This is a genomic window from Streptomyces sp. SD31, from assembly GCF_052068475.1.
Taxonomy (GTDB): Bacteria; Actinomycetota; Actinomycetes; order Streptomycetales; family Streptomycetaceae; genus Streptomyces.
Genome location: NZ_JBQHCX010000008.1, coordinates 410,388 through 429,803 on the forward strand (window position 1 = coordinate 410,388; position 19,416 = coordinate 429,803).

Annotated in this window: 19 protein-coding genes; 3 read left to right on the forward strand and 16 right to left on the reverse strand. The window is 71.0% G+C overall.

The window, feature by feature from the left end; translation table 11 throughout:
* Nucleotides 1–21: 21 nt before the first annotated feature.
* Nucleotides 22–1,245 (reverse strand): ketosynthase chain-length factor, encoded by a 1,224-nt coding sequence (locus ACTMVF_RS19970; protein ID WP_441272406.1) that lies wholly within the window; start codon nucleotides 1,243–1,245, stop codon nucleotides 22–24.
* Entirely contained in the window at nucleotides 1,242–2,651 is a 1,410-nt protein-coding gene (locus ACTMVF_RS19975) for a beta-ketoacyl-[acyl-carrier-protein] synthase family protein (protein WP_441272407.1), read from the reverse strand. The genes ACTMVF_RS19970 and ACTMVF_RS19975 overlap by 4 nt, the downstream gene beginning before the upstream one ends.
* 75 nt (nucleotides 2,652–2,726) lie before the next feature.
* On the opposite strand from ACTMVF_RS19975, the gene ACTMVF_RS19980 reads away from it, so the two are divergent.
* Nucleotides 2,727–3,512, forward strand: coding sequence for a 3-oxoacyl-ACP reductase (locus ACTMVF_RS19980; protein ID WP_441272408.1), 786 nt, complete (start codon nucleotides 2,727–2,729; stop codon nucleotides 3,510–3,512).
* Between the two features lie 74 nt (nucleotides 3,513–3,586).
* Here ACTMVF_RS19980 and ACTMVF_RS19985 read toward each other — a convergent pair whose 3' ends face one another.
* From ACTMVF_RS19985 to ACTMVF_RS19995, 3 genes are all read right to left on the reverse strand, one after another.
* Nucleotides 3,587–4,354 carry an AfsR/SARP family transcriptional regulator gene (locus ACTMVF_RS19985; protein ID WP_441272409.1) on the reverse strand — a complete coding sequence of 256 codons (768 nt, stop codon included), beginning with the start codon at nucleotides 4,352–4,354 and terminating at the stop codon, nucleotides 3,587–3,589.
* Nucleotides 4,355–4,509: 155 nt separating this feature from the next.
* The gene (locus ACTMVF_RS19990) at nucleotides 4,510–6,645 is read right to left on the reverse strand and encodes an MMPL family transporter (protein WP_441272410.1); all 2,136 of its coding nucleotides are present in this window, start codon (nucleotides 6,643–6,645) and stop codon (nucleotides 4,510–4,512) included.
* Complete coding sequence (locus ACTMVF_RS19995) at nucleotides 6,645–8,381, reverse strand: MFS transporter (protein WP_441272411.1); 1,737 nt, start codon at nucleotides 8,379–8,381, stop codon at nucleotides 6,645–6,647. Before ACTMVF_RS19995 ends, ACTMVF_RS19990 begins: the two co-directional genes overlap by 1 nt.
* Nucleotides 8,382–8,492: 111 nt before the next feature.
* Here ACTMVF_RS19995 and ACTMVF_RS20000 point away from each other — a divergent pair, with 111 nt between their 5' ends.
* On the forward strand, nucleotides 8,493–9,284 hold the full coding sequence (locus ACTMVF_RS20000; RefSeq protein WP_441272459.1) for a TetR/AcrR family transcriptional regulator: 792 nt from the start codon (nucleotides 8,493–8,495) through the stop codon (nucleotides 9,282–9,284).
* Here ACTMVF_RS20000 and ACTMVF_RS20005 read toward each other — a convergent pair.
* The 10 genes from ACTMVF_RS20005 to ACTMVF_RS20050 all read right to left on the reverse strand — a co-directional run bounded on the left by ACTMVF_RS20005 (nucleotide 9,250) and on the right by ACTMVF_RS20050 (nucleotide 18,269).
* Nucleotides 9,250–9,591, reverse strand: coding sequence for an antibiotic biosynthesis monooxygenase (locus ACTMVF_RS20005; RefSeq protein WP_441272412.1), 342 nt, complete (start codon nucleotides 9,589–9,591; stop codon nucleotides 9,250–9,252). The two genes, ACTMVF_RS20000 and ACTMVF_RS20005, sit on opposite strands and share 35 nt — an antisense overlap.
* The gene (locus ACTMVF_RS20010) at nucleotides 9,584–10,756 is read right to left on the reverse strand and encodes an acyl-CoA dehydrogenase family protein (RefSeq protein ID WP_441272413.1); all 1,173 of its coding nucleotides are present in this window, start codon (nucleotides 10,754–10,756) and stop codon (nucleotides 9,584–9,586) included. Before ACTMVF_RS20010 ends, ACTMVF_RS20005 begins: the two co-directional genes overlap by 8 nt.
* A complete protein-coding gene (locus ACTMVF_RS20015; RefSeq protein WP_441272414.1) occupies nucleotides 10,753–11,637 on the reverse strand; it encodes an NmrA/HSCARG family protein in 885 nt (294 codons plus the stop codon). Before ACTMVF_RS20015 ends, ACTMVF_RS20010 begins: the two co-directional genes overlap by 4 nt.
* Nucleotides 11,627–12,520: a DUF6081 family protein gene (locus ACTMVF_RS20020; RefSeq protein WP_441272415.1), complete on the reverse strand. Its 894-nt coding sequence runs from the start codon at nucleotides 12,518–12,520 to the stop codon at nucleotides 11,627–11,629. Before ACTMVF_RS20020 ends, ACTMVF_RS20015 begins: the two co-directional genes overlap by 11 nt.
* Nucleotides 12,521–12,643: 123 nt before the next feature.
* Nucleotides 12,644–13,039, reverse strand: coding sequence for a PPOX class F420-dependent oxidoreductase (locus ACTMVF_RS20025; protein WP_441272416.1), 396 nt, complete (start codon nucleotides 13,037–13,039; stop codon nucleotides 12,644–12,646).
* A gap of 1 nt (nucleotide 13,040) precedes the next feature.
* Entirely contained in the window at nucleotides 13,041–14,663 is a 1,623-nt protein-coding gene (locus ACTMVF_RS20030) for an MFS transporter (protein WP_441272417.1), read from the reverse strand.
* Nucleotides 14,660–15,580 carry an NADP-dependent oxidoreductase gene (locus tag ACTMVF_RS20035; RefSeq protein WP_441272418.1) on the reverse strand — a complete coding sequence of 307 codons (921 nt, stop codon included), beginning with the start codon at nucleotides 15,578–15,580 and terminating at the stop codon, nucleotides 14,660–14,662. Before ACTMVF_RS20035 ends, ACTMVF_RS20030 begins: the two co-directional genes overlap by 4 nt.
* A gap of 30 nt (nucleotides 15,581–15,610) precedes the next feature.
* Nucleotides 15,611–16,249, reverse strand: coding sequence for a hypothetical protein (locus ACTMVF_RS20040; protein WP_441272419.1), 639 nt, complete (start codon nucleotides 16,247–16,249; stop codon nucleotides 15,611–15,613).
* Nucleotides 16,250–16,359: 110 nt separating this feature from the next.
* Nucleotides 16,360–17,346 (reverse strand): quinone oxidoreductase family protein, encoded by a 987-nt coding sequence (locus tag ACTMVF_RS20045; protein WP_441272420.1) that lies wholly within the window; start codon nucleotides 17,344–17,346, stop codon nucleotides 16,360–16,362.
* Complete coding sequence (locus ACTMVF_RS20050; protein WP_441272421.1) at nucleotides 17,346–18,269, reverse strand: 3-hydroxyacyl-CoA dehydrogenase NAD-binding domain-containing protein; 924 nt, start codon at nucleotides 18,267–18,269, stop codon at nucleotides 17,346–17,348. The genes ACTMVF_RS20045 and ACTMVF_RS20050 overlap by 1 nt, the downstream gene beginning before the upstream one ends.
* Before the next feature lie 73 nt (nucleotides 18,270–18,342).
* On the opposite strand from ACTMVF_RS20050, the gene ACTMVF_RS20055 reads away from it, so the two are divergent.
* Complete coding sequence (locus ACTMVF_RS20055) at nucleotides 18,343–18,783, forward strand: nuclear transport factor 2 family protein (RefSeq protein WP_441272422.1); 441 nt, start codon at nucleotides 18,343–18,345, stop codon at nucleotides 18,781–18,783.
* 284 nt (nucleotides 18,784–19,067) lie between these two features.
* Here the strand turns inward: ACTMVF_RS20055 and ACTMVF_RS20060 are convergent, their stop codons facing one another.
* Nucleotides 19,068–19,373, reverse strand: a complete 306-nt coding sequence (locus ACTMVF_RS20060; RefSeq protein WP_441272423.1) for a hypothetical protein — start codon at nucleotides 19,371–19,373, stop codon at nucleotides 19,068–19,070.
* Nucleotides 19,374–19,416 lie beyond the last annotated feature (43 nt).

The window sequence follows — 19,416 nt, forward strand, 5'->3', positions numbered from 1 at the left end:
CTCGGTGTCGCTGTGAGGTGGTTACGAGGTCGGTTCGGGGCGGCGCAGGACGACCGCCGAGTTGAAGCCCCAGCGGCCCCTGGCCAGGACCAGGGCGGTGCGCAGGGGCGCGGTGCGCGGTTCGCCGAGCACCAGGTCGATGCCGTACTCCTGCGGTACGGCCGCCACGCCCGCGGTCGGCGGGATCACGCCTTCGCGCAGGGACATCAGGGCGGTGACCACGTCGAGGGGGCCGCCGCCGGAGTAGAGCCGGCCCGTCGTGGTCTTCGGGACGGTGACGGGCACGCCGTGGCTGCCGAACACCTGGCCGATGGCCCGGGCCTCCGCGGCGTCCAGCTCGGGTACGCCCGCGCCGTCGGCGAACACGACGTCGACGTCCCCGGGGCCGAGGCCGGCGTCGGTCAGCGCGAGCCGGATCGCGCGCTCCAGGCCCGGGGGCCGTCCGGAGCCGGGGGGCGGGTCGAAGGTCGAGGCGCAGCCCGCGAGTTCGCCGTACGCCTCGTGCCGGCCCCGGGCCTCGGCCGCGGCGCTGTCCTCCAGGACGAGGATGGCGCCACCCTCACCGGGGACATAACCGGCCGCCTGCTCGTCGAAGGGCAGGTAGGCCCGGGCCGGGTCGGTGGCGGTGCTGACCCGCCCGCCGGCGAGCTGGGAGACCCAGCCCCATGGGTCGAGTGCCGAGTCGACGCCGCCGGAGACCACCAGCGGGGTGCCGCGGCGGATCGTGCGGCGGGCGTGGGCGAGGGCGTCCAGTCCTCCGGCCTGCTCGGCGACCAGGGCGCTGCTCGGGCCGCGCATGCCGTGCCGGATGGAGATCTGGCCGGTGTTCACGGCGTAGAACCAGGCGAAGGACTCGTACACGCTGACCGACTTGGGGCCCTCGGTCCACAGCTTGCGGAACTCCCGGTGCGTGAAGTCGAATCCGCCGCAGGCGTTGGCCGTCACGACACCCATGTCGTAGTCGGTCAGCGACTCCGGGTCGGCCTTCGCGTCCTGAAGCGCCCAGGCGGCGGCGGTCAGTGCGAGCCGCGTGGAGGGGTCCGTCTGCGGCAGCAGCCGGCCCGGAACGTGGTCCGGGGCGTGGAAGTCGTCGATCTGACCGGCGAGCGTGGCCGGGTAGCGGCTCACGTCGAAGCGGGTGACCGGGCCGAGGCCGATACGGCCGGCCAGCACGGCCGCCCAGTACGGCTCCAGGCCGAGGCCGTTGGGTGCGAGGACGCCGACTCCGGTGATGAGGACGCTCATGCGATCGCCCCCGCGGCCTCGGCGCTGCGCAGGACCATCGCGCTCTGGAAGCCGCCGAAGCCGCTGCCCACGGTGAGCACGGTCCCCAACTTCCGTTCCCGCGCCTCCAGCGGCACATAGTCGAGATCGCACTCGGGGTCGCTGGTGTGCAGGTTCGCGGTCGGTGGCACCACGCCGTGTTCGAGGGCGAGCACGGATGCCGCGATCTCCAGCGAGCCGATCGCGCCGAGCGAGTGGCCGACCATCGACTTGATCGAGCTGACCGGGGTGCGTCGGGCGTGATCGCCGAGCGCGCGCTTGTAGGCCGCGGTCTCGTGGCGGTCGTTCTGCCGGGTGCCGGAGCCATGGGCGTTGATGTAGTCGATGTCCGTGGCGTCCGCGCGGGACTCGTCGAGGGCGACCCGGATGGCCTCGGCCATCTCGCGGCCGTCGGCCTTCAGCCCCGTCATGTGATACGCGTTGCAGCGCGTCGCGTACCCCGGTATCTCGGCGTGGATGCGGGCGCCGCGGGCCAGCGCGCTGTCGTAGTCCTCCAGGACGAACATCGCGGCTCCCTCGGCCAGTACGAAGCCGTCGCGGGTGCCGTCGAACGGCCGCGAGGCGTGCTCCGGGTCGTCGTTGCGCGCCGTGGTGGCGCGGATCGCGTCGAAGCAGGCGACGACGATCGGGGTGATCGGGGTGTCGGCGGCCCCGGCGAGCATCACGTCGGCGCTGCCCTCCTCGATCAGCCGCACCGCGTGGCCCACGGAGTCCAGGCCCGAGGTGCAGCCGTTGGAGACCATCGCGACCGGGCCCTCGGCGCCGACCGCCCAGGCCACTTCGGCCGGCATGACGCTGGGCACCAGGTAGTCGAACATGTGCCGGGACAGCCAGGCGGCGTCGACCTCCCACTCCCGGCCGGAGTCCGACAGCAGCAGGTACTCGCGCTCCAGGCTGGTCGCGGCGGCCACCGCGCTGCCGAGGCTGACGCCGACCCGGGTGGGGTCAAGGGTGTCGAAGTCGAGCCCGCTCGCGGTGACCGCCTCCCGGGCGCAGGCCACGGCGAACTGCGAGGCCCGGTCCATGCGGTCGAGCTCCCGCGGGCCGAAGCCCTCGGCGACCGGGTCGAAATCGGCTTCCGCGGCGACCTGTGAACGGTACGGCGAGGGGTCGAAGAACGAGATCCGGCGCGTCGCCGTCCGCCCCGAGGTGAGCAGTTTCCAGAACTGCCGCGTGCCGTTCCCGCCGGGGGCGCGGACGCCGACGCCCGTGATGACGACTCTGCGCTTCAATCCGAACAGCTCCTTCGATGAGTTCGTCCGGTGGTCGTCGTCATCGTGGGCCGCGTGGCTCGAAGGCGACTCGAAGGCCGATACGGATCCCCTCGACGCCGGATCCACCGCCGCGGCGTCCCAGCCGCACCCCAACCCCCTTCGACCGCCGCTCGAGCCGGGCGCCCAAGGCTGGGCAGCTGAGGGACCACCAAGCAGGGAGAGGGACACATGACCACGCAGGGCTCGAAGGTCGCACTGGTGACGGGCGCAACGAGCGGTATCGGGCTGGAGATCGCCCGAAGGCTCGGTAAGGAGGGGTTGAACGTCTTCGTCTGCGCGCGCGGCGAGGAGGCGCTGCACACGACGCTGAAGGAGCTGCGGGAAGCGGGAGTGGAGGCGGACGGGCAGACCTGCGACGTCCGCTCGGTCCCGGAGATCGAGGCGCTCGTGGCGGCAGTGGTCGAGCGCTACGGTCCGGTCGACGTCCTGGTGAACAACGCGGGCCGGCCCGGCGGCGGCGCCACGGCCGAGCTCGCCGACGAGCTCTGGCTCGATGTCATCGACACCAATCTCACCAGCGTGTTCCGGATGACCAAGCAGGTCCTGAAGGCCGGCGGCATGCTCGAACGGGGAACCGGCCGGATCATCAACATCGCCTCGACGGGCGGGAAGCAGGGCGTCGTGCACGCCGCCCCGTACTCCGCGTCGAAGCACGGCGTGGTCGGCTTCAGCAAAGCGCTCGGCCTCGAACTCGCGCGAACCGGCATCACGGTGAACGCCGTCTGCCCGGGATTCGTCGAGACGCCGATGGCCGCGTCCGTGCGCGAGCACTACTCGGAGATCTGGGAGGTGTCGACCGAGGAGGCCTTCGACCGCATCACCGCGCGCGTGCCGATCGGCCGGTATGTGCAGCCGTCCGAGGTGGCGGAGATGGTCGCCTATCTGATCGGGGACGGGGCGGCCGCGGTCACCGCGCAGGCGCTGAACGTCTGCGGCGGGCTGGGCAACTACTGACGTCCCGCGGCGAATGAATGCGGTGAGGCCCCTCGCGGACTGCGAGGGGCCTCACCGCATTCACGGACCGGTGCCTACACGAGCACATGGTCGCCGTTGAGAATTTCCATATGCATACGCTGAATTTCCGGCGTCGGGTCCACCCCGAGTTCGTCCGACAGAATCTGCCGGAGATTTCGGTACGACGCCAGCGCCTCCGCCCGCCGGCCCACCCGGTAGAGCGCGCCCATCAGCTTGGCGTGCAGGGTCTCGTTCAGCGGATGGGAAACCACCAGGGACCGCAGCTCCGGAATCATCGGCCCTATCCTGCCCAGCCGCCAATTCGCGTCGATGCGGAGCTGCACTCCGAAGAGCCGGAGCTCTTCCAGATGAGCGATGTGAGTTTCGAGCACCCGGCCGCACGGCACGGTGGACAGTGCCGGGCCGCGCCAGAGATCCAGCCCCGCGTTCAGCGAGGCGAGCGCCTCCTCGGGCCGGTCCTCGTCGAGCAGCCGACTTCCCTTGCGGATCAGGCGCTCGACGATCGTGACATCGAGCTCGTCGTCGTCGATCAAGGCGCAGTAACCGGGCGGCCTGGTCAGAAGCAACTCCCGTTCCTCGGCGGTCACCTGGTGCTCCGCCAGCATTCGGCGGGTGTGGTAGACGTAGGTCTGCAGTGTTGTCATGGCGCTGCGCGGCGGATCGTCCGCCCACAGTTCCTCGATGAGGACCCCCGACCCCACCACCTCATGCCGCCTGAGCAGCAGCAATGCCAGTAGCTGGGTCGCCTTCGAGGATTTAAGCGGAATTAACCGCCCCGCATCATTGATTACATGGACATGCCCCAACAGATTGAATCTCATCCTGCGCCCCCGTCGAGATTCTCCGTTTTCTTAGGGGCGACACTAACAGGCCTACTTGACAAACTTCAATGTGGTTGGCGTCACAAGAGATCGTTTTTGTTTGTCCAAATATAAATCAGCGCAGCAAGCTGCGCTGATTCACATTTTCCGGCTTTCTAGCGGGAAACAGGAGCCGGCGCCTCCGAATTCATAGAATCGGAAATTCCTGATCCGACCTTTTCCTCTGGGGTGTCCTCACGTCGGAAGAGCCGGTGCGGCCACCACATCCACCGGCCGACGTCGAGGGTGAGCGCGGTGACCAGGACCGACCGCACGATCATGGTGTCGAGCAGGATGCCCACCGCCACCGTGAAGCCGAGCTCGGCGATGAAGACCAGCGGCAGCGTGGCCAGGGCCGCGAAGGTCCCGGCCAGCACCAGACCGGCCGCGGTGATCACGCCACCGGTCGAGGTGAGGCCCTTGAGCGCACCCTGCCGGGTGCCGAGCCGGTTGCTCTCCTCCCTGATCCGGGTGACGAGGAAGATGTTGTAGTCGACGCCCAGGGCGACCAGGAAGACGAACACCCAGAGCGGGAAGGCGGAATCGGCCCCCGCGAAGTCGAAGACGTGGTTGAAGAAGAAGGCGGCGAGGCCGAGCGCCGTGAAGAAGGACAGCACCACGCTCGCGATCAGCAGCAGCGGGGCCACGAGTGCCCGCAGCAGCAGCGCGAGGATGCAGAACACCACGGCGAGAATCACCGGGATGATCAGGCCGCGGTCGCGGCTCGAGGCCTCCCGCATGTCGTGCACGACGGCGCTGCTGCCGCCCACCATCGCCTCCGCCCCGTCCAGCCGGCCGAGACTCTCGCGGGCCGCGGTGACCGCCTCCATGGCCGCCGGAGAGTCGGCTCCGGCGCTGAGCGTCGCCTCGACATAGGCCAGCCCGTCCTTGACCTGCGGCTCCGCGACCTCGGTGACGCCGGGCACCTTCTCCAGCGCGCCGCGCACCTCGGCCGCCGAGGAGTCCTTGGCGATGACGACCATCGGCTCACCGGAACCGGCCGGGAAGTGCCGGGCGAGGATCTCCTCGCCCACCACCGACTCGGGCTTGGTCTTGAAACCGTCCTTCTGCTGCAGCCCGTCGGCGTTCAGGGTGACGGCCAGCATGGCCACCGCCCCCAGCACCAGGCTCGTCGCGATCCAGACCGCGCGCGGGCGGCCGGAGACCAGCCGGGCGACCCGAGTCCACACGCCCCGGGTGACGTCGGGCTCCGTACCGTTCTTCGGCCGGGCCGGCCAGAAGATCCACCGCCCGAAGATCACCAGCAGGGCGGGCAGCAGCGTCATCATCGACAGCAGGCCGACCAGCACACCGACGGCGCAGACCGGGCCGAGACCCTTGGTGGAGTTCAGGGCGGCCAGCAGCAGGACGAGCATGCTGATGGCGACGGTCGCGGCGCTGGCCACGATGGCGGGACCCGCACGGTGCAGCGCCACGGCCATGGCCTCGTGCCGGTCCTCGTGCCGCCGCAGCTCCTCCCGGTAACGGGCGACGAGCAGCAGCGCGTAGTCGGTGGCCGCGCCGAGCACCAGCACCGTGAGGATCATCGCCGTCTGGGCGTTGACCGTGAGTCCGGCGTTCTTGGCCAGCAGGTAGATGATGGCCTGCGAGATGACCAGGGACATGCCCGCGGAGATCATCGGCAGCAGCCACAGCAGCGGGCTGCGGTAGGTGACGACGAGGATCGTCACGACGATGAGGAAGGTCGCCAGCGTGAGTTTGAAGTCGGCGCTGCTGAAGGACTCCGCGGAGTCGGCGGCATAGCCGGTCGGGCCCGTCACATGGACGCCGAGACCGTCGGGCGCGTTCGGCTGCGCGGCCTTCCGCAGATCCTTCGTGGCCGCGTTGAGCCCCTCCCAGCCCTCCTTGCCGAGGTGGACGCTGACCACGGTGCGCAGGGCCTTGCCGTCGTCCGAGCGCACCGGGCCGAACGGCTTGCCCACCACGTTGGTGCCGTCCGCGAAGTCCGCGGCGTCGGCCCGGGCCTTCGCCTCGTCGGCGGCCGTGATCCCGGAGGGGCGGTCGTAGACGACGATGGCCGGGCTGGTGTCGGCGGGCTGGAACTTCTCGGAGAGCTCCAGCACTTCGGTCGATTCCGCGTTGCCGGGGAGCCAGGCGGCGGCGTCGTTGGACTCCACGTCGCCGAGTTTTCCGGCCAGTGGCTGGAGCACGATCAGCAGACCGATCCAGCCCACGAGCACCAGCCATTTGGCCCGGCGTCCGCCGGGCCAGGCCAGCAGTTTGCGTGTCATCAGAAACCCTCTTCCTCACGAGGCTTGGGCGGCAGCCGGAAGGCCAGCGCGAAGGACACCGCCAGCAGTCCGATCACGACCCAGAGCGTGCGGACCATCGCGGTGCTGAAGTTCTCGGTGTGGGCGGTCCGCCAGGCCCGCGCCGTGGCCTCGGCGAGCTCCGGCCGGGCCTGCTGGATGTTCCGGCAGCTGTCGGGCGTCGTTTCGGAGTCCTTCTGGCTCGCCGATTCCCTCAGGCACACCCGCAGGTCGGCGAGGAGGCGGTCCTGCTCTGCCGAAGTCGCCCCGGCGGCGGCGAGTTCGGACCGGGTGCGGCTCTCGCCGTCATCGACGCTCGCCGTGGCCTGGGAGCCGAGCAGCCCGAAGAACAGCGTCGCGAGCACCGCTGCGCCGACCGCGAAGCCGAGCTGCTGGACCGCGGTGAGGATCCCGGAGGCGGTGCCGGCCTCCTGCTTGTCGACGTCGGCCAGGGCGATGTCGAAGAGCAGACCGATCATGATGCCCATGCCGAGCCCGGCCACGGCGATGCCGGGGACGAGCTCCCAGCTGGTCAGATCGCCGGCCTGGTCGCCGATCGTCAGCAGCATGACCAGTACGCCGAGTGCCAGCACCGCGAGCCCGCCGTGCAGGGCCTTGCGGCCGAACTTCGCTCCCAGCACCGCCCCGGTCAGGATCGCGCCGACGACCAGGAACACCGACCAGGGCGTCATCGTCAACGCGGCTCGGGTCGGGCTGAAGCCCAGGCCGATCTGCAGATGCAGGCCGAGCAGCAGCGACATTCCGGAGATGCCGGTGAAGAACACCAGCGCCACCGCGAGTCCCGCGGCGTAGCGGGACCTGCGCAGCAGGCTGAGCTCGATGAGCGTGGCACCGCCGCGCTTCTCCTGCCGCAGTTCGTAGGCGACGAAGGCGGCGAGCACGGCCGCTCCGGCCGCCATCAGCAGATACGTCCAGGCGGGCCAGCCGCGTTCGCGCCCCTGGACGAGCGGGAAGATCAGCAGGGTCAGCCCGAGCGTCACCAGCAGCGTGCCGCCGACGTCGAACTTCGGCCGCACGGGTGCCTTGCCCTCGGGCAGCAGCAGCACCGCACCGACGATCACCGCTGCCCCGATCGGCAGGTTGATCAGGAAGACGGCCCGCCAGCCGGTGCCGAACAGGTCGGCGTCGACCAGGAACCCGGCGACGATGGGGCCGAGCACGGCGCCCAGCCCGATGGCGGGCCCGAACGCGCCGAACGCCGCCGCGGTCTCCTTGGGCGGGAACATCTGCTTGATGAGGCCGAGCCCTTGCGGAATCATCAGCGCGCCCAGCCCGCCCTGCAGGAAGCGCGCGGCGATGAGCATCTCGGGACTGCCCGCCACCGCGCACAGCACGGAGGCCAGGGTGAATCCGACCGCGCCGACGACGAACATGCGCTTACGGCCGTAGATGTCGCCCAGCCGGCCGCCGACCACCAGCAGGACGGCGAAGGCGAGCGTGTACCCGACGGTGATCCACTGGATGACGCTGAGGCTGCCGCCCAGATCGGCGCGGACCGCGGGGGCGGCGATGTTCATGATCGTGCCGTCGAGCAGGTCCATGATCTCGGCACCGAGGATGACGCCCAGCGCGGCCCAGCGGCGCGCGTAGGCCGGGGGCTCGGCCACGGCTGCGTCCGGCCCCGGATCATGCTCCGACACCAGCGCCGTCGGAGGCGCCGCGGCCCCGTCCGGCTCGTCTGCTTCCACGGAACTCATGGCATCCCCCGAAATTCTCGACAACAGGTCCACGAACGACCACCGTTCTATAGTGGAACGGTGGTCGTGTCAAGAAACGGTGGCCCGCCGATGCCATACGATGAGGTCCACCTGCCGCGAAGCGAAGGAAGGAGGCCCATGCCCGAGGAGATCCCCGTACCTCCGTGGCGCCGGCCGAAGAAGGCGCCGCCGCGCATGCCCCTGACCCAGGACCGGATCGTCGAGACAGCGCTCGGCATCCTGGACGCCGAGGGAGTCGACGCCCTGAGCATGCGGCGGCTCGCGCAGGAGCTGAAGACCGGACACGCCTCGCTGTACGCGCACGTGGGGAACCGGGACGAGCTGCTCGACCTCGTCTTCGACCTCGTCCTGACCGAGGTGGAGATCCCGGAACCGGAGCCGGGCCGCTGGGCGGAGCAGGTCAAGGAGATGTGCCGGTCACTGCGGCGGATGTTCCTGGCCCACCGGGACCTGGCGCGCATCGCGATCGACCGGGTCCCGCTCGGCCCCAACGGGATCATGGGGATGGAACGCACCATGAACCTGCTGCGCGCGGGGGGTCTGCGGGACGAACTCGCCGCCTACGGGGGCGATCTGCTGTCGACCTTCGTCACGGCGGAGGCCCTGGAGCAGTCGTCCCGGCATTCCGGCGCGGAACAGAGCCAGGAGCAGGCCGGCATGTTCGCCGACCAGCTCCACGGCTACCTCAAGTCGCTGCCGGCCGCCCAGTTCCCGAACCTGGTCCACCTGGCCGGCCCGATCACCTCGCTCGACTCCGACCGCCGGTTCGAGCTCGGCCTGGAGATCATCATCGCCGGCCTGGTGGCCGGGGCCGGCGACGATGCGGGCGACGGCGCGGGCGACGGCGTCAGGACGGCAGGATCGACCCCTCCGGGGTCATGAAGACGGCCTTCGGCGGCCCCATGAGCCCCGGCAGAGAGCTCAGCGCCTCCCGCAGTTTCGCCGAGCGCGGGTCGGCGCTGAAGTTCTCCCGGTAGGCCTGTTCGCTCTCCCACTGGGCGTAGTTGACGACCGCGGTGCCGTCCGTGCTCGCGTGATACGTGGCCGACAGAAAGCCGGGCACCTCGCGGATCCACTCCTGCACCCCGCCCGTGGCCAGCTCCACCAGCTTGCGCTGGGTGGCGGGTCCGTCCACCGGGAAGGTGACCACGGCGACAAAGCCCACCCGCGGATCGTTCACTTCAGCCATCGTTGCTCCTCCTCAGCAGCTCTCCGGCATACAACGTCGCTCCGGGCCCGAACTGCAGCCCGATATGGCTCGCGGCCGCGTGCACATCACGCCAGAAGCGCTGCAGCGGACTGTCCTGCGCCTGCGCCCTGGTGCCCGCGCAGGCGAACAGCCGGTCGGTCGCGGCGGTCAGCAGCTCGGCCGCCAGCGCGCAGTCCCGCGCCCCACGGCCGACGAGTTCGCCGGTCACCGCGCCTGCGTCGGCGACCGCGGCGACCCGCTCCAGCAGCAGCTGGGCCGCGTCGATCTCGCCGGTGGCCCGGGCCAGGGTGTGCTCGTACAGCACACGGTCCTGGGTCGAGACGGCGTTCTGCCCGGTCGGCCCGGCCAGCTTCTCGGCGATCCATGAGGTCCACACGGCCGCGGCGCCGCGGGCCGCGCCGAGCATCGGCAGCGCGAAGGCCAGCCCGTTGACCGCCCGCATGGGCACGGTGTGGCAGATCGCCTCGGCACCCGGACCGAGTCCGGCCGCGATGGCCGCGCGGGTGCAGGCCCGCGAGTCCGGCACGAACACCCCGTCGAGGACGAGGGTGTTGCTGCCCGTTCCGCGCATGCCCATCGGATACCAGCTGTCGACGATGCCGTACGCCGCACGCGGCACCGCGAAGAACCACGGCTCCTGCCCCGCCTTGGCGCACACCAGCGCCCAGTCGGAGTGGTCGACGACGCTGACGAACGGCCAGGTGCCCGAGACCTGCCAGCCGCCCGTCGTCCGCTCGGCGCGGCCGAGCGGCATCAGGGCACCGACGATCAGGGCGTCGGGGCCGGCGGACCACAGCTCGGCCCGGCCCTCGTCCGGCAGATAGGCGGCCATCCGGCCGAGGCTCGCCGTGAGCGACGCGTACCAGGCGGTCGAGGCGCAGGCCTCGCCCAGCACCGCGACCGGCTCCACCAGCTCGGCGAAGGTCGCGGCCCGGCCGCCATGCGACACCGGCACGAAGTGGGCGGCGAAACCGGCCTGAAGGACCGCCCGGACGACGTCGGGGCTCAGCCGGCGCTGCTGCTCGGCGTCGGCCGCCCGCTTCCCGGCGAGTTCGGCGATCCGGCGGGCCCCGTCCACCAGCGGGGACCGCTCCTGGGGCTCCTGGATCTGCTCGGTCTCCTGGGCCATCGCGTCCTCGCTCATGCCGCGTCCATCGGGGCCCAGCCGGTCTTGGCCAGCCACTGGTCGAGGGTGAGCAGCTGCGGGAACCGGGCGCGCAGCGTGGGGATGTCGGCGTGATAGCCGATCCCGTTGAGCCAGGTGTACGAGATCGCCTGCCATTCGAAGCCCGTGCGGTGCAGCTCCGGTATCGGCACCGAGACGAAGCGGGCGGGCAGCCCGGTGTGCCGGCCGAACGCGTCCGCGATCTGCTCGCCAGTCAGCTCGTCCCCGGCCAGCTCGATCTTGGCACCGCCGAAGGTCTTGGGGTCGTCGAAGGCGTCGGCCGCGAAGTACCCGATGTCGGGGCCGCTGATCATCTGCAGGGTGTTGGTGGGCCCGAGCCCCCGCCGGAAGGTCAGCACGCCGTCCTCCATGACGAGGGGCGACATGTCGTGGTTCAGGTTCTCCATGAAGTACGACGGCCGCAGGAAGGTGAAGTTGAGCTCGTTCTCCTGGATCCGCTGCTCGATCGCGAGCTTGGACAGCCGCCAGTTCACGCCCTCCGGCCGCTCCGCCCCGCCGACCGAGCTGTGGACGTAGTGCTGGATGCCGAGGTCGCGGGCGGCGTCGGCGCAGATCTTGCCCTGCCGTTCCTCGCCCTCCACGCCCGCCGGCGTCATCGGCGTCTGGATGCTGAACACGCCGTACGCGCCCTTCATCGCCGCGCGCACCGACTCGGCGTCCTCCAGGTCGCCGGTGTGCAGGCTCGCGCCCAGCTCGCGCAGCTCCTTGGCCTTGGGCGCGCCGGGGTCCCGGACGAAGGCCCGGACGGTCCAGCCGCGTTCCAGCAGGTACCGGGCCGTGGAGCCGCCTTGCTTGCCGGTGGCGCCGAGGACCAGTACGGGCTTGTTCTCATCGGGCATGGCTGTGCCTTTCGTTGGTCGTCGTCACGAGTGGCGCCGCATCCGTCAGCGAGCTCCGCTCGCGGACGGCGGGCGAGGTGGACACCGAGAACCGGCGGGCCGACAGCCGCACTCCTTGGCCGAAGTAGCGCTCCAGGAACAGCCCCAGGCCGAAGCTGAGGCCGCGTGGTCGTACGGCCTCCTCGCGGCCGCCGTTGTCCCGCCGGAGCCAGCGTGCGTCCAGCGAGCGCAGGCCGATCCGGTCCACGGACAGCACCTCCTGCCCGTCGGCCGTCCAGTGGGCGGTGCCGGCCTCGACGTCGTAGCCGACCTGGAGCCGGTGGAGCGTCCCCGGGGTGCGGTCCGCGACCGGGACGCAGTAGGTGAAGGCGGCGAACTCGGCGTCCGGCTGGAGCGCGAGCCGCTCGTAGACCGCGTAGAGGCGGCTGTGCGTGAGGAAGAAGTCGAAGATGACGCCGGTCTCGAGGTCGACCGAGATCAGACCGCCGGCGCCGAGCCGGGCGTCCGCGGTCGGCTCGTCGACGTCGTGGTACGGATGGGAGCGCAGGCCGAAGCCGCGCAGTCCCATCTCGGCGGTGACCGAGAGCAGTTCACCGGGCTTCGCGGTGAACCCGCCGCGCGGTGAGGCGGTGCCGCCGGTGGTGAAGGCGCCCCAGCGCAGATGCAGCGGGTTACCGTCCGGTCCCGGCTTGGGCTCGGTGAACGCCGGCCGCCTGGTCCGGGGTTGCACGGAGTTCGGCACGACCCTCAGGCCGTCCGGCCCGCCGCGGACCACCCCGTCTCCTTCGGGGAGACCGTCGACCGGGCGCAGCCGCCATGGCGCGCCCGGTCCCTCGGTCCTCAGTCCCCCGGTGAAATCCTCATGGAAGATCTCTGTGCTCATCCGGCCCTCCCCGTGGTGTGCCCGTCCTACGGGCTCCACCCTGGCAAGAGGGCATCGAGGTCCGCTCGAAGCGGAGTCGAAGGGGCCTGGGCCCCCGGGGCCTGCCGTTCGACAGGCCCCGGGTCAGACGTTACGGCCGCGCTGAGCGGCGTCGTCGCCCAGGCCCCAGGTGATGATGCGCTTGGGGTGGATGCGGATCATCGCGGTGCCGAAGTACGGGTGCGGCGGCTGGGCGTCGGTCAGTGCCTCGGCCCGGCCGCGCACTTCGATACCGCGTACGTTCCACGGCTGCGTGGAGAGCAGATCGTCGACGACGAAGGCGACCTGGTCGTTCTTGCCGACGTTGCGGAACTTCTTGCTCGCGGTCAGGTTGTGCCCGCCGATGTCGATCGTGCCGGTCTCGGTGTTGATCGTGAACGAGACGGGGTTGACCTGGGGCTGGCCGTCGGGCGCCACCGTGGCCAGCCGGCCGAGGTTCTGGGAGGCGTAGTACTCGAGCTCGTCAGGAGTGAAAGGCATGTCAGCTTCCTTGGGCCTTGGAATGGTCGGAATGCTCCCGGCCGGGCGCTGGGCCCGTCGCGGGCTTCGGGTTCGTGACGGTGGAGGGCAGCCAGCGGAGCACGGCGAGGGCGCCCACGAGGGCCGCCGCGGCGGCTGCCCCGGCGGCCAGATGCATGGCGTCCAGGAAGGCCTGCCGTGCGGGACCGGCAAGTCCGCTCTCCCCCAGCCGAGCCGCGGCCAGCAGCGTGGCGTCCAGCGACTCGCCGGCCTCGTGCCGCACGGACGGCGGCAGTACGGTGAGCTCGTCCTCGATGCCGCTGCGGTAGGCGGCGCCCATCAGGGAGCCGAGCACCGCGACGCCGAGGGCGCCGCCCAGCTGGCGCACGGTGTTGTTCATCGCGGAGGCCACGCCCGCCTTCTCGCGTGGGATCGCGTTCATGATGGACACGGCTGCGGTCGGCATGACGCAGGCTACGCCTGCTCCCAGTGCGGCGAACAAGGCGAGGATCAGCCAGAGCGGAGCGTGCTGGGTCACGAAGACGACTCCGCACAGCGAGGCGGTCACGGCCAGCATGCCCGCCGCGCACACGTTCCGGGGGCCGATCGAGCGGACCAGGACCGTGCTGAGGGGCCCGCAGACCACGTTCGCGACGGCCAGCGCCACCGTGCAACTCCCGGCCTGCAGCGGGGTGTAGCCCCGCACGCTCTGCAGGTAGAAGGCGCTGAAGAAGAGGAAGCCCATCATCGCGAAGCTGACGAAGCCGACGGCCGCGACGGCGGTGGAGAAGGCCTTCAGCCGGAAGAAGCCGAGCTCCAGCGAGGGTTCCGCGGTACGGCGCTCATGCCACAGGAACAAGCCCAGCAGGCCGAGGCCCGCGAGGCCGGTTCCCCAGACGGCGGGCTGGGTGACCCCGCCGGTCCGGCCGGCCTCGATGATCGCGTAGACGAGCAGCACGAGACCGGCGATCGAGAGCAGCAGCCCGGCCGCGTCGACGCGCTTGCCCACGGCGCCCCGGGTCTCGGGCACCAGCAGCACCACCGCGACCAGGCTGACCGCCACGATCGGCACGTTGACCAGGAAGACCGAGCCCCACCAGAAGTGCGCGAGCAGCAGCCCGCCGGTGACCGGTCCGATGCCGAGGGCGAAGCCGACCGAAGCCGCCCAGATCCCGAGGGCCTTGGGGCGCTCCCGCATCGGGAAGACGGCGGCGATGGTGGCAAGGGTGCTCGGCAGGACCGCCGCGCCGCTCACCCCCATGCAGGCGCGGGCGGCGATGAGCTGCTCCGGCGACCCGGCGTAGGCCCCGGCCAGGGACGACAGTCCGAACAGGCCGAGGCCCAGCAGGAGTACGCGTCTGCGGCCCAGCCGGTCACCGAGCACACCCCAGGTGAACAGCGTCGCGGCGAAGGCCAGGGTGTAGGCGCTGAGCACCCATTCGACCTGGCTGTGCGAGGCGCCGAGGCCCTGCTCCGGGTCGGTGAGGGTGCGCAGCGTCACGTTGAGCACGGTGTTGTCGAGGATGATGCTCACCAGGCTCAGGACCAGCACCGCGAGGACGGCCCAGCGCCGCGGATGCCCCTCGTGCGCGTGCGCCGGGCCGCCCGGTCGAGCGGGACCCGAGGTCGCAGGTCCGGATGTCACAGGTCCGGCACCAGGACGAGCTTGCCGCGCACATGGCCCTGCTCCAGCCTGTGGTGGGCCTCGGCCGCCTTGGCGAAGGGGAGGACGGCCTCGATGTGCGGCCGCAGCCGGCCCTCGGCGCAGAGCGCGGCCAGCGCGGCGAGCCGCTCGGCGGACCGCACCACCTGCGGCATGACGATGCCCTCCTGGGCCGCGGCACGGAAGTTGGCGATTGTGGCGATCCGGGACCGGTCGGCGACGAGTTCGAGCGACACGGCGAGCGCCTCCGGCCCGCCGTGGCAGTCGAGGGCGGCGTCGACGCCGTCCGGGGCCAGGGCGCGCACCCGGTCGGCGAAGCCCGGGCCGTAGGCGACGGGCAGGGCGCCCAGTGAGCGCAGGAACTCGTGGTTGTGCTCGCCGGCGCTGCCGATGGCCGTGCCGCCCCGCTCCCTGACGAGCTGGACGGCGAGGCTGCCGACCCCGCCGGCCGCGGCGTGCACGAGCACGGTGTCTCCCTGGCCGACCCGCAGTTCGCTCACGGCGATGTCAGCGGTCTGCCCCACGGCCGACAGGGAGCCCGCGACCTCCCACGACAGCTCCGGCGGCTTGGCGGTGATCTGGTCCGCGCCGACGGCGAGCAGCTCGGCACCGGACCGCATGACGGCGAACCCCAACACCTCGTCGCCGGGCGCGAACCCCGTCACCTCCGGCCCGGTCCGCTCGACGACCCCGGCGAACTCGTTGCCGATGATCTGCGGGAACTCGACCGGATAACGCCCCCGCATGCCGCCGGAGCGCACCCGGCAGTCGAACCCGTTGACCCCGACGGCCCGCACCCGGACCGTCACCTGGCCCGGTCCCGGCACCGGCTCGGGGACATCGATGAGGCCCAGTACGTCCGGTCCGCCGAACTGCTGGATGGCTACGGCCTTAGGCATGCGTTCTCCACGTTCGCTCGACGGCTGCTGTTACTTCTCGACCTGCGTGCTCGCCAGGACGGTCTGGGGCTTCGCCGGGTCCGGGAAGCACTCGAAGGGGCCCCACTCGTCCAGCGTCGGCTGGTAGCGGTACCAGTAGAAGCCGGGCTGCTCGTAACTCGAGCCGCCCGGACCGAAGTTGAGCGTACCGGTGGTCTTCGGCGCCTTGTAGGTGACCTTCAGCGTCGGCAGGTCGAACTCGACACCGCCCTCCAGCGGGCCGGAGGCGCTGACGACGATGTCCGCGCCCTCGACCTCGACCTTGAGAGCGGAGTCGCCGAGGCCGCTGCCGCCGGTGAGCTTCACCTTCTTGACCTTCGCGCCCTCCGGGATCCGGTAGGCGACGCGCACATCCTTGACGATCTTGTTGTACTCGGCGAAGGCGGTGATCGGGGCCGGGTCGTAGGTGGCCTGGAACTGCTTGCCCGCACGGATCGAGGCGGGCACGGTGACATCGAACCCGCGCTTGTAGTCGTAGACCGGGTGCGAGTTGCCCAGCACCCAGGTGCGGCACTCGTAGGGCACATCGACATTCGCGGCATGGGCGCTGGTGCCCAGGCTCATGATTCCCGCCAGGGCGAGGGCGGACGCGGTGGTCAGACGTATCGCCTGTTGACGCGAGGTGGTCATGGAAAGGTCCCCTTCGGACTCTTGGAATACGAGCTCTTGGAATACGAACTCTTGGAACGCGAAATCGCGGAATGCGAACGAACGCGACTCGGGAGGGAGGTCAGGGAGGGTCAGGGAATGAGTACGACCCGCCCCAGCTGGGCCCTGGCCTCGAGGATGGTGTGCGCCTCGGCGGCCCGCTCCAGGGGCAGCCGGGCGTGCACGGCGGACTTCACCTGCCCCTCGACCAGCAGCCGGGTGAGTTCGGTGACGCCCGCCTCGTACTCGTGCGGGCGGCCACCGCGCCAGGCGGACAGCGCGAAGCCGGTGACGTACTTGATGCCGATGAGGTCCATCACCGACACCCGCGGGATCTCCAGCTCGCCGCCGGACGAGCCGTAGAACACCAGCCGGCCGCCCGGGGCGAGCAGGCGGATGCCCTGCTGGAGGACCTCGGCGCCGACGCCGTCCAGGATCAGGTCGGGCCCGCGTCCCCCGGTGAGTTCCCGGACCTCCTCGGCCCAGTGCGGGGAGCGGTGGTCGACGACGGCGTCGGCGCCCGTGGCGCGGGCGAACTCGCGTTTGGCGGCCTCGCCCGCGGTGCCGATGACCTGGCCGGCGCCGGCTGCCCGGGCGAGCTGGACCGCGATGTGGCCCACGCCACCGGCCGCCGCGTGCACCAGCACCGTCTCGCCCTTGGCCAGTTGCCCGGTGCGCAGAATGCCGAGGGCGATCAGCCCGGTGCCCGGGAGGACCGCGGCCTCGGCGGCGTCCAGCTCCTCGGGTACGGGTACGACGGTGACGGCGTCGACGACGACCTGCTCGGCGTAGGCGCCGTAGAGGGTGAAGGCGCCGACCCGGTCCCCCGGGCGAAGCCCCGCGACATCGGGCCCCACCGCGCTGATCCTGCCGACCACGTCGCCGCCGAGGACGACGGGGAAGACGGGCTTCCACATCGGCGCGGGGAAGACCTCGCGCCGCATCTGGGTCTGCGCATGGCCGACGCTGACCGCCTCGACGGCGATGCGCACCTGGCCGGGGCCGGGCTCGGGGACCGGGCGCTCGGCGACGTACAGCACCTCGGGGTCGCCGTACCGGTCGAACTGGACGGCACGCATCACTTCTCCTCCTCCTGGGACTGCCCGGTCCGCCCCAGGGCGGCCAGTACGGCGTGGTGCCGGTCGTCACGGTCTCGGACCAGCTCGGCGTAGGACCGGTCTCCGTAGGCGGCTTCGGTCTGTCCGACCAGGGCCTCGACGGCCTCTGTGCTGAGGGCGGGCTGTCCGAGTCCGCGCCAGCCCTGTTCGAGGCCGCTGCCGAGGTGCTCCAGCCATTTGCGCAGGCCGCCCGGGCCGCCGCCCAGGTGGAAGGCGTGGAACGGGCCGATGGTGGACCAGCGCAGCCCGATCGAGTCGGTGACGATCCGGTCGAGCTCCTCGACGGTCACCACGCCTTCGAGGACGAGGTGGATGCTCTCGCGCAGCAGCGCGGACTGCAGCCGGTTGGCGGCGAAGCCGGGCAGCGCCCTGCGCAGCACGACCGGGGTCCGCCCGACCGACTCCAGGAAGGCCACCGTCCTGTCGACGGCCTCCGGGTCGGTGCGTTCCCCGCCGAGCACCTCGACCAGCGGGACGATGTGCGGCGGGTTGAAGGGGTGGGCGACGACCAGCCGGCCCGGTCCGGGCATGTCGCGGCTCAGGTCGTCGGGGAGCAGTTTCGACGTCGAGGACAGGACGAGGGCGTGGTCCGGGGCTGCCTCACCGATCTCGGCGAACAGCCGCTGCTTGAGGGGCAGGTCGTCGGGGGCGTTCTCGGAGACGAAGTCCGCTCCGGCCACCGCCCGGCCGACGTCCGGCTCGTACTCGATCCGCGCCGCCAGCTCGTCCGCCCGGCCCGGGGAGAACAGTTCGAGCCCCTCGCGCACAAGGCGACGGGCATCAGGCCTGCGGCTGTTGACCCGTACGGTCAGCCCGCAGGCGCTGAACAGATTGATCCATCCCAGGCCGATCGTGCCCGCCCCGATCACTGTCACGGTGCTCATGGCGTCGAGGCTGGCAGCGCCCACTCGAACCCGGCTCGAGCGGGCTTCGAGGCCACGGGGCGACCGTGGCCGCATGACCATCACCGCGCTTCCCACCGGCCTGTATGCCGAGGTCCTGTCGTTCTACGGCCACCAGATGCAGAAGCTGGACGGCCGCGACTTCGCCGGCTACGCCGCGACCTTCACCGAGGACGGCGAGTTCAAGCACTCCCCGACCCTGCCCGCCGCCCACACCCGTGCCGGGATCATCGCCGTCCTGGAGGACTTCCACCAGAAGTTCGACGCCCGCAGGATCCAGCGCCGGCACTGGTTCAACCACGTGGCCGTGGACCAGGCGCCCGACGGCTCCCTCACGGCGACGAGCTACTGCCTGGTGCTCACCGTCCACGCCGACGTCAAGGAACCCGAGTTCGGCCCGAGCTGCGTCGTCCACGACGTCCTGGTCCGAGGCGAGAACGACGAACTGCTCCTGCGCTCCCGCCACGTGACCCACGACCACGTCTTCCCCGGCTGAACATCGGGGCAGAGGGGTCGAGCTCTGCTGAGCTCGACCCCGACGCCGGATTGTTTGGGGTGGGTGAGGGTCTACTGATCAATCCCTTCCTGCGGAAGAGTCGGTCCCGGCCGGCGGCTCCCCCCGCCGCCGGCCCACCCGGACGGCCTCGCGCCCCGCGCCCCCCCTGCGGTCGCGGGGCCGTCCCCATGACTGCCCGGGCTCGTCCGCGTCGGTGCCGTGTACCGGGAGACGGCGAAGCGAGCGGGCTGCGCGTTGTCATTCGAGACGCCGACAGGCGGACGTCACCTCTTGACGTAGAGGTGGTGGAAGGGCGAGAAGGGGGCGACCGGGACGCACATGTATGCGCTCCACTTGCCCTCCGTGACGCCGTTTCTGCCCACCGACTCGCAGGAAGCAGCCATGCCGTAGAAGGAGTCTTCGCGAGTGAAGCCCGCGGGAGGCGTCCAGGCATTCACGGAGGAAGCCACGGGCTGGTGTGCGGCGCCGGCAGCGTTGCCGTCCGAGGCGGCGAAGGCCTGCGGGGCGCCCAGGACGAGCATTGCGGCCGGAATCATGCAGTGCAGTGCTGTGCGTATCGAACGAGTCATGGCGCGTTCCTTCTCGTGAGTCGCGTTGAAGCGAACTGTGGAC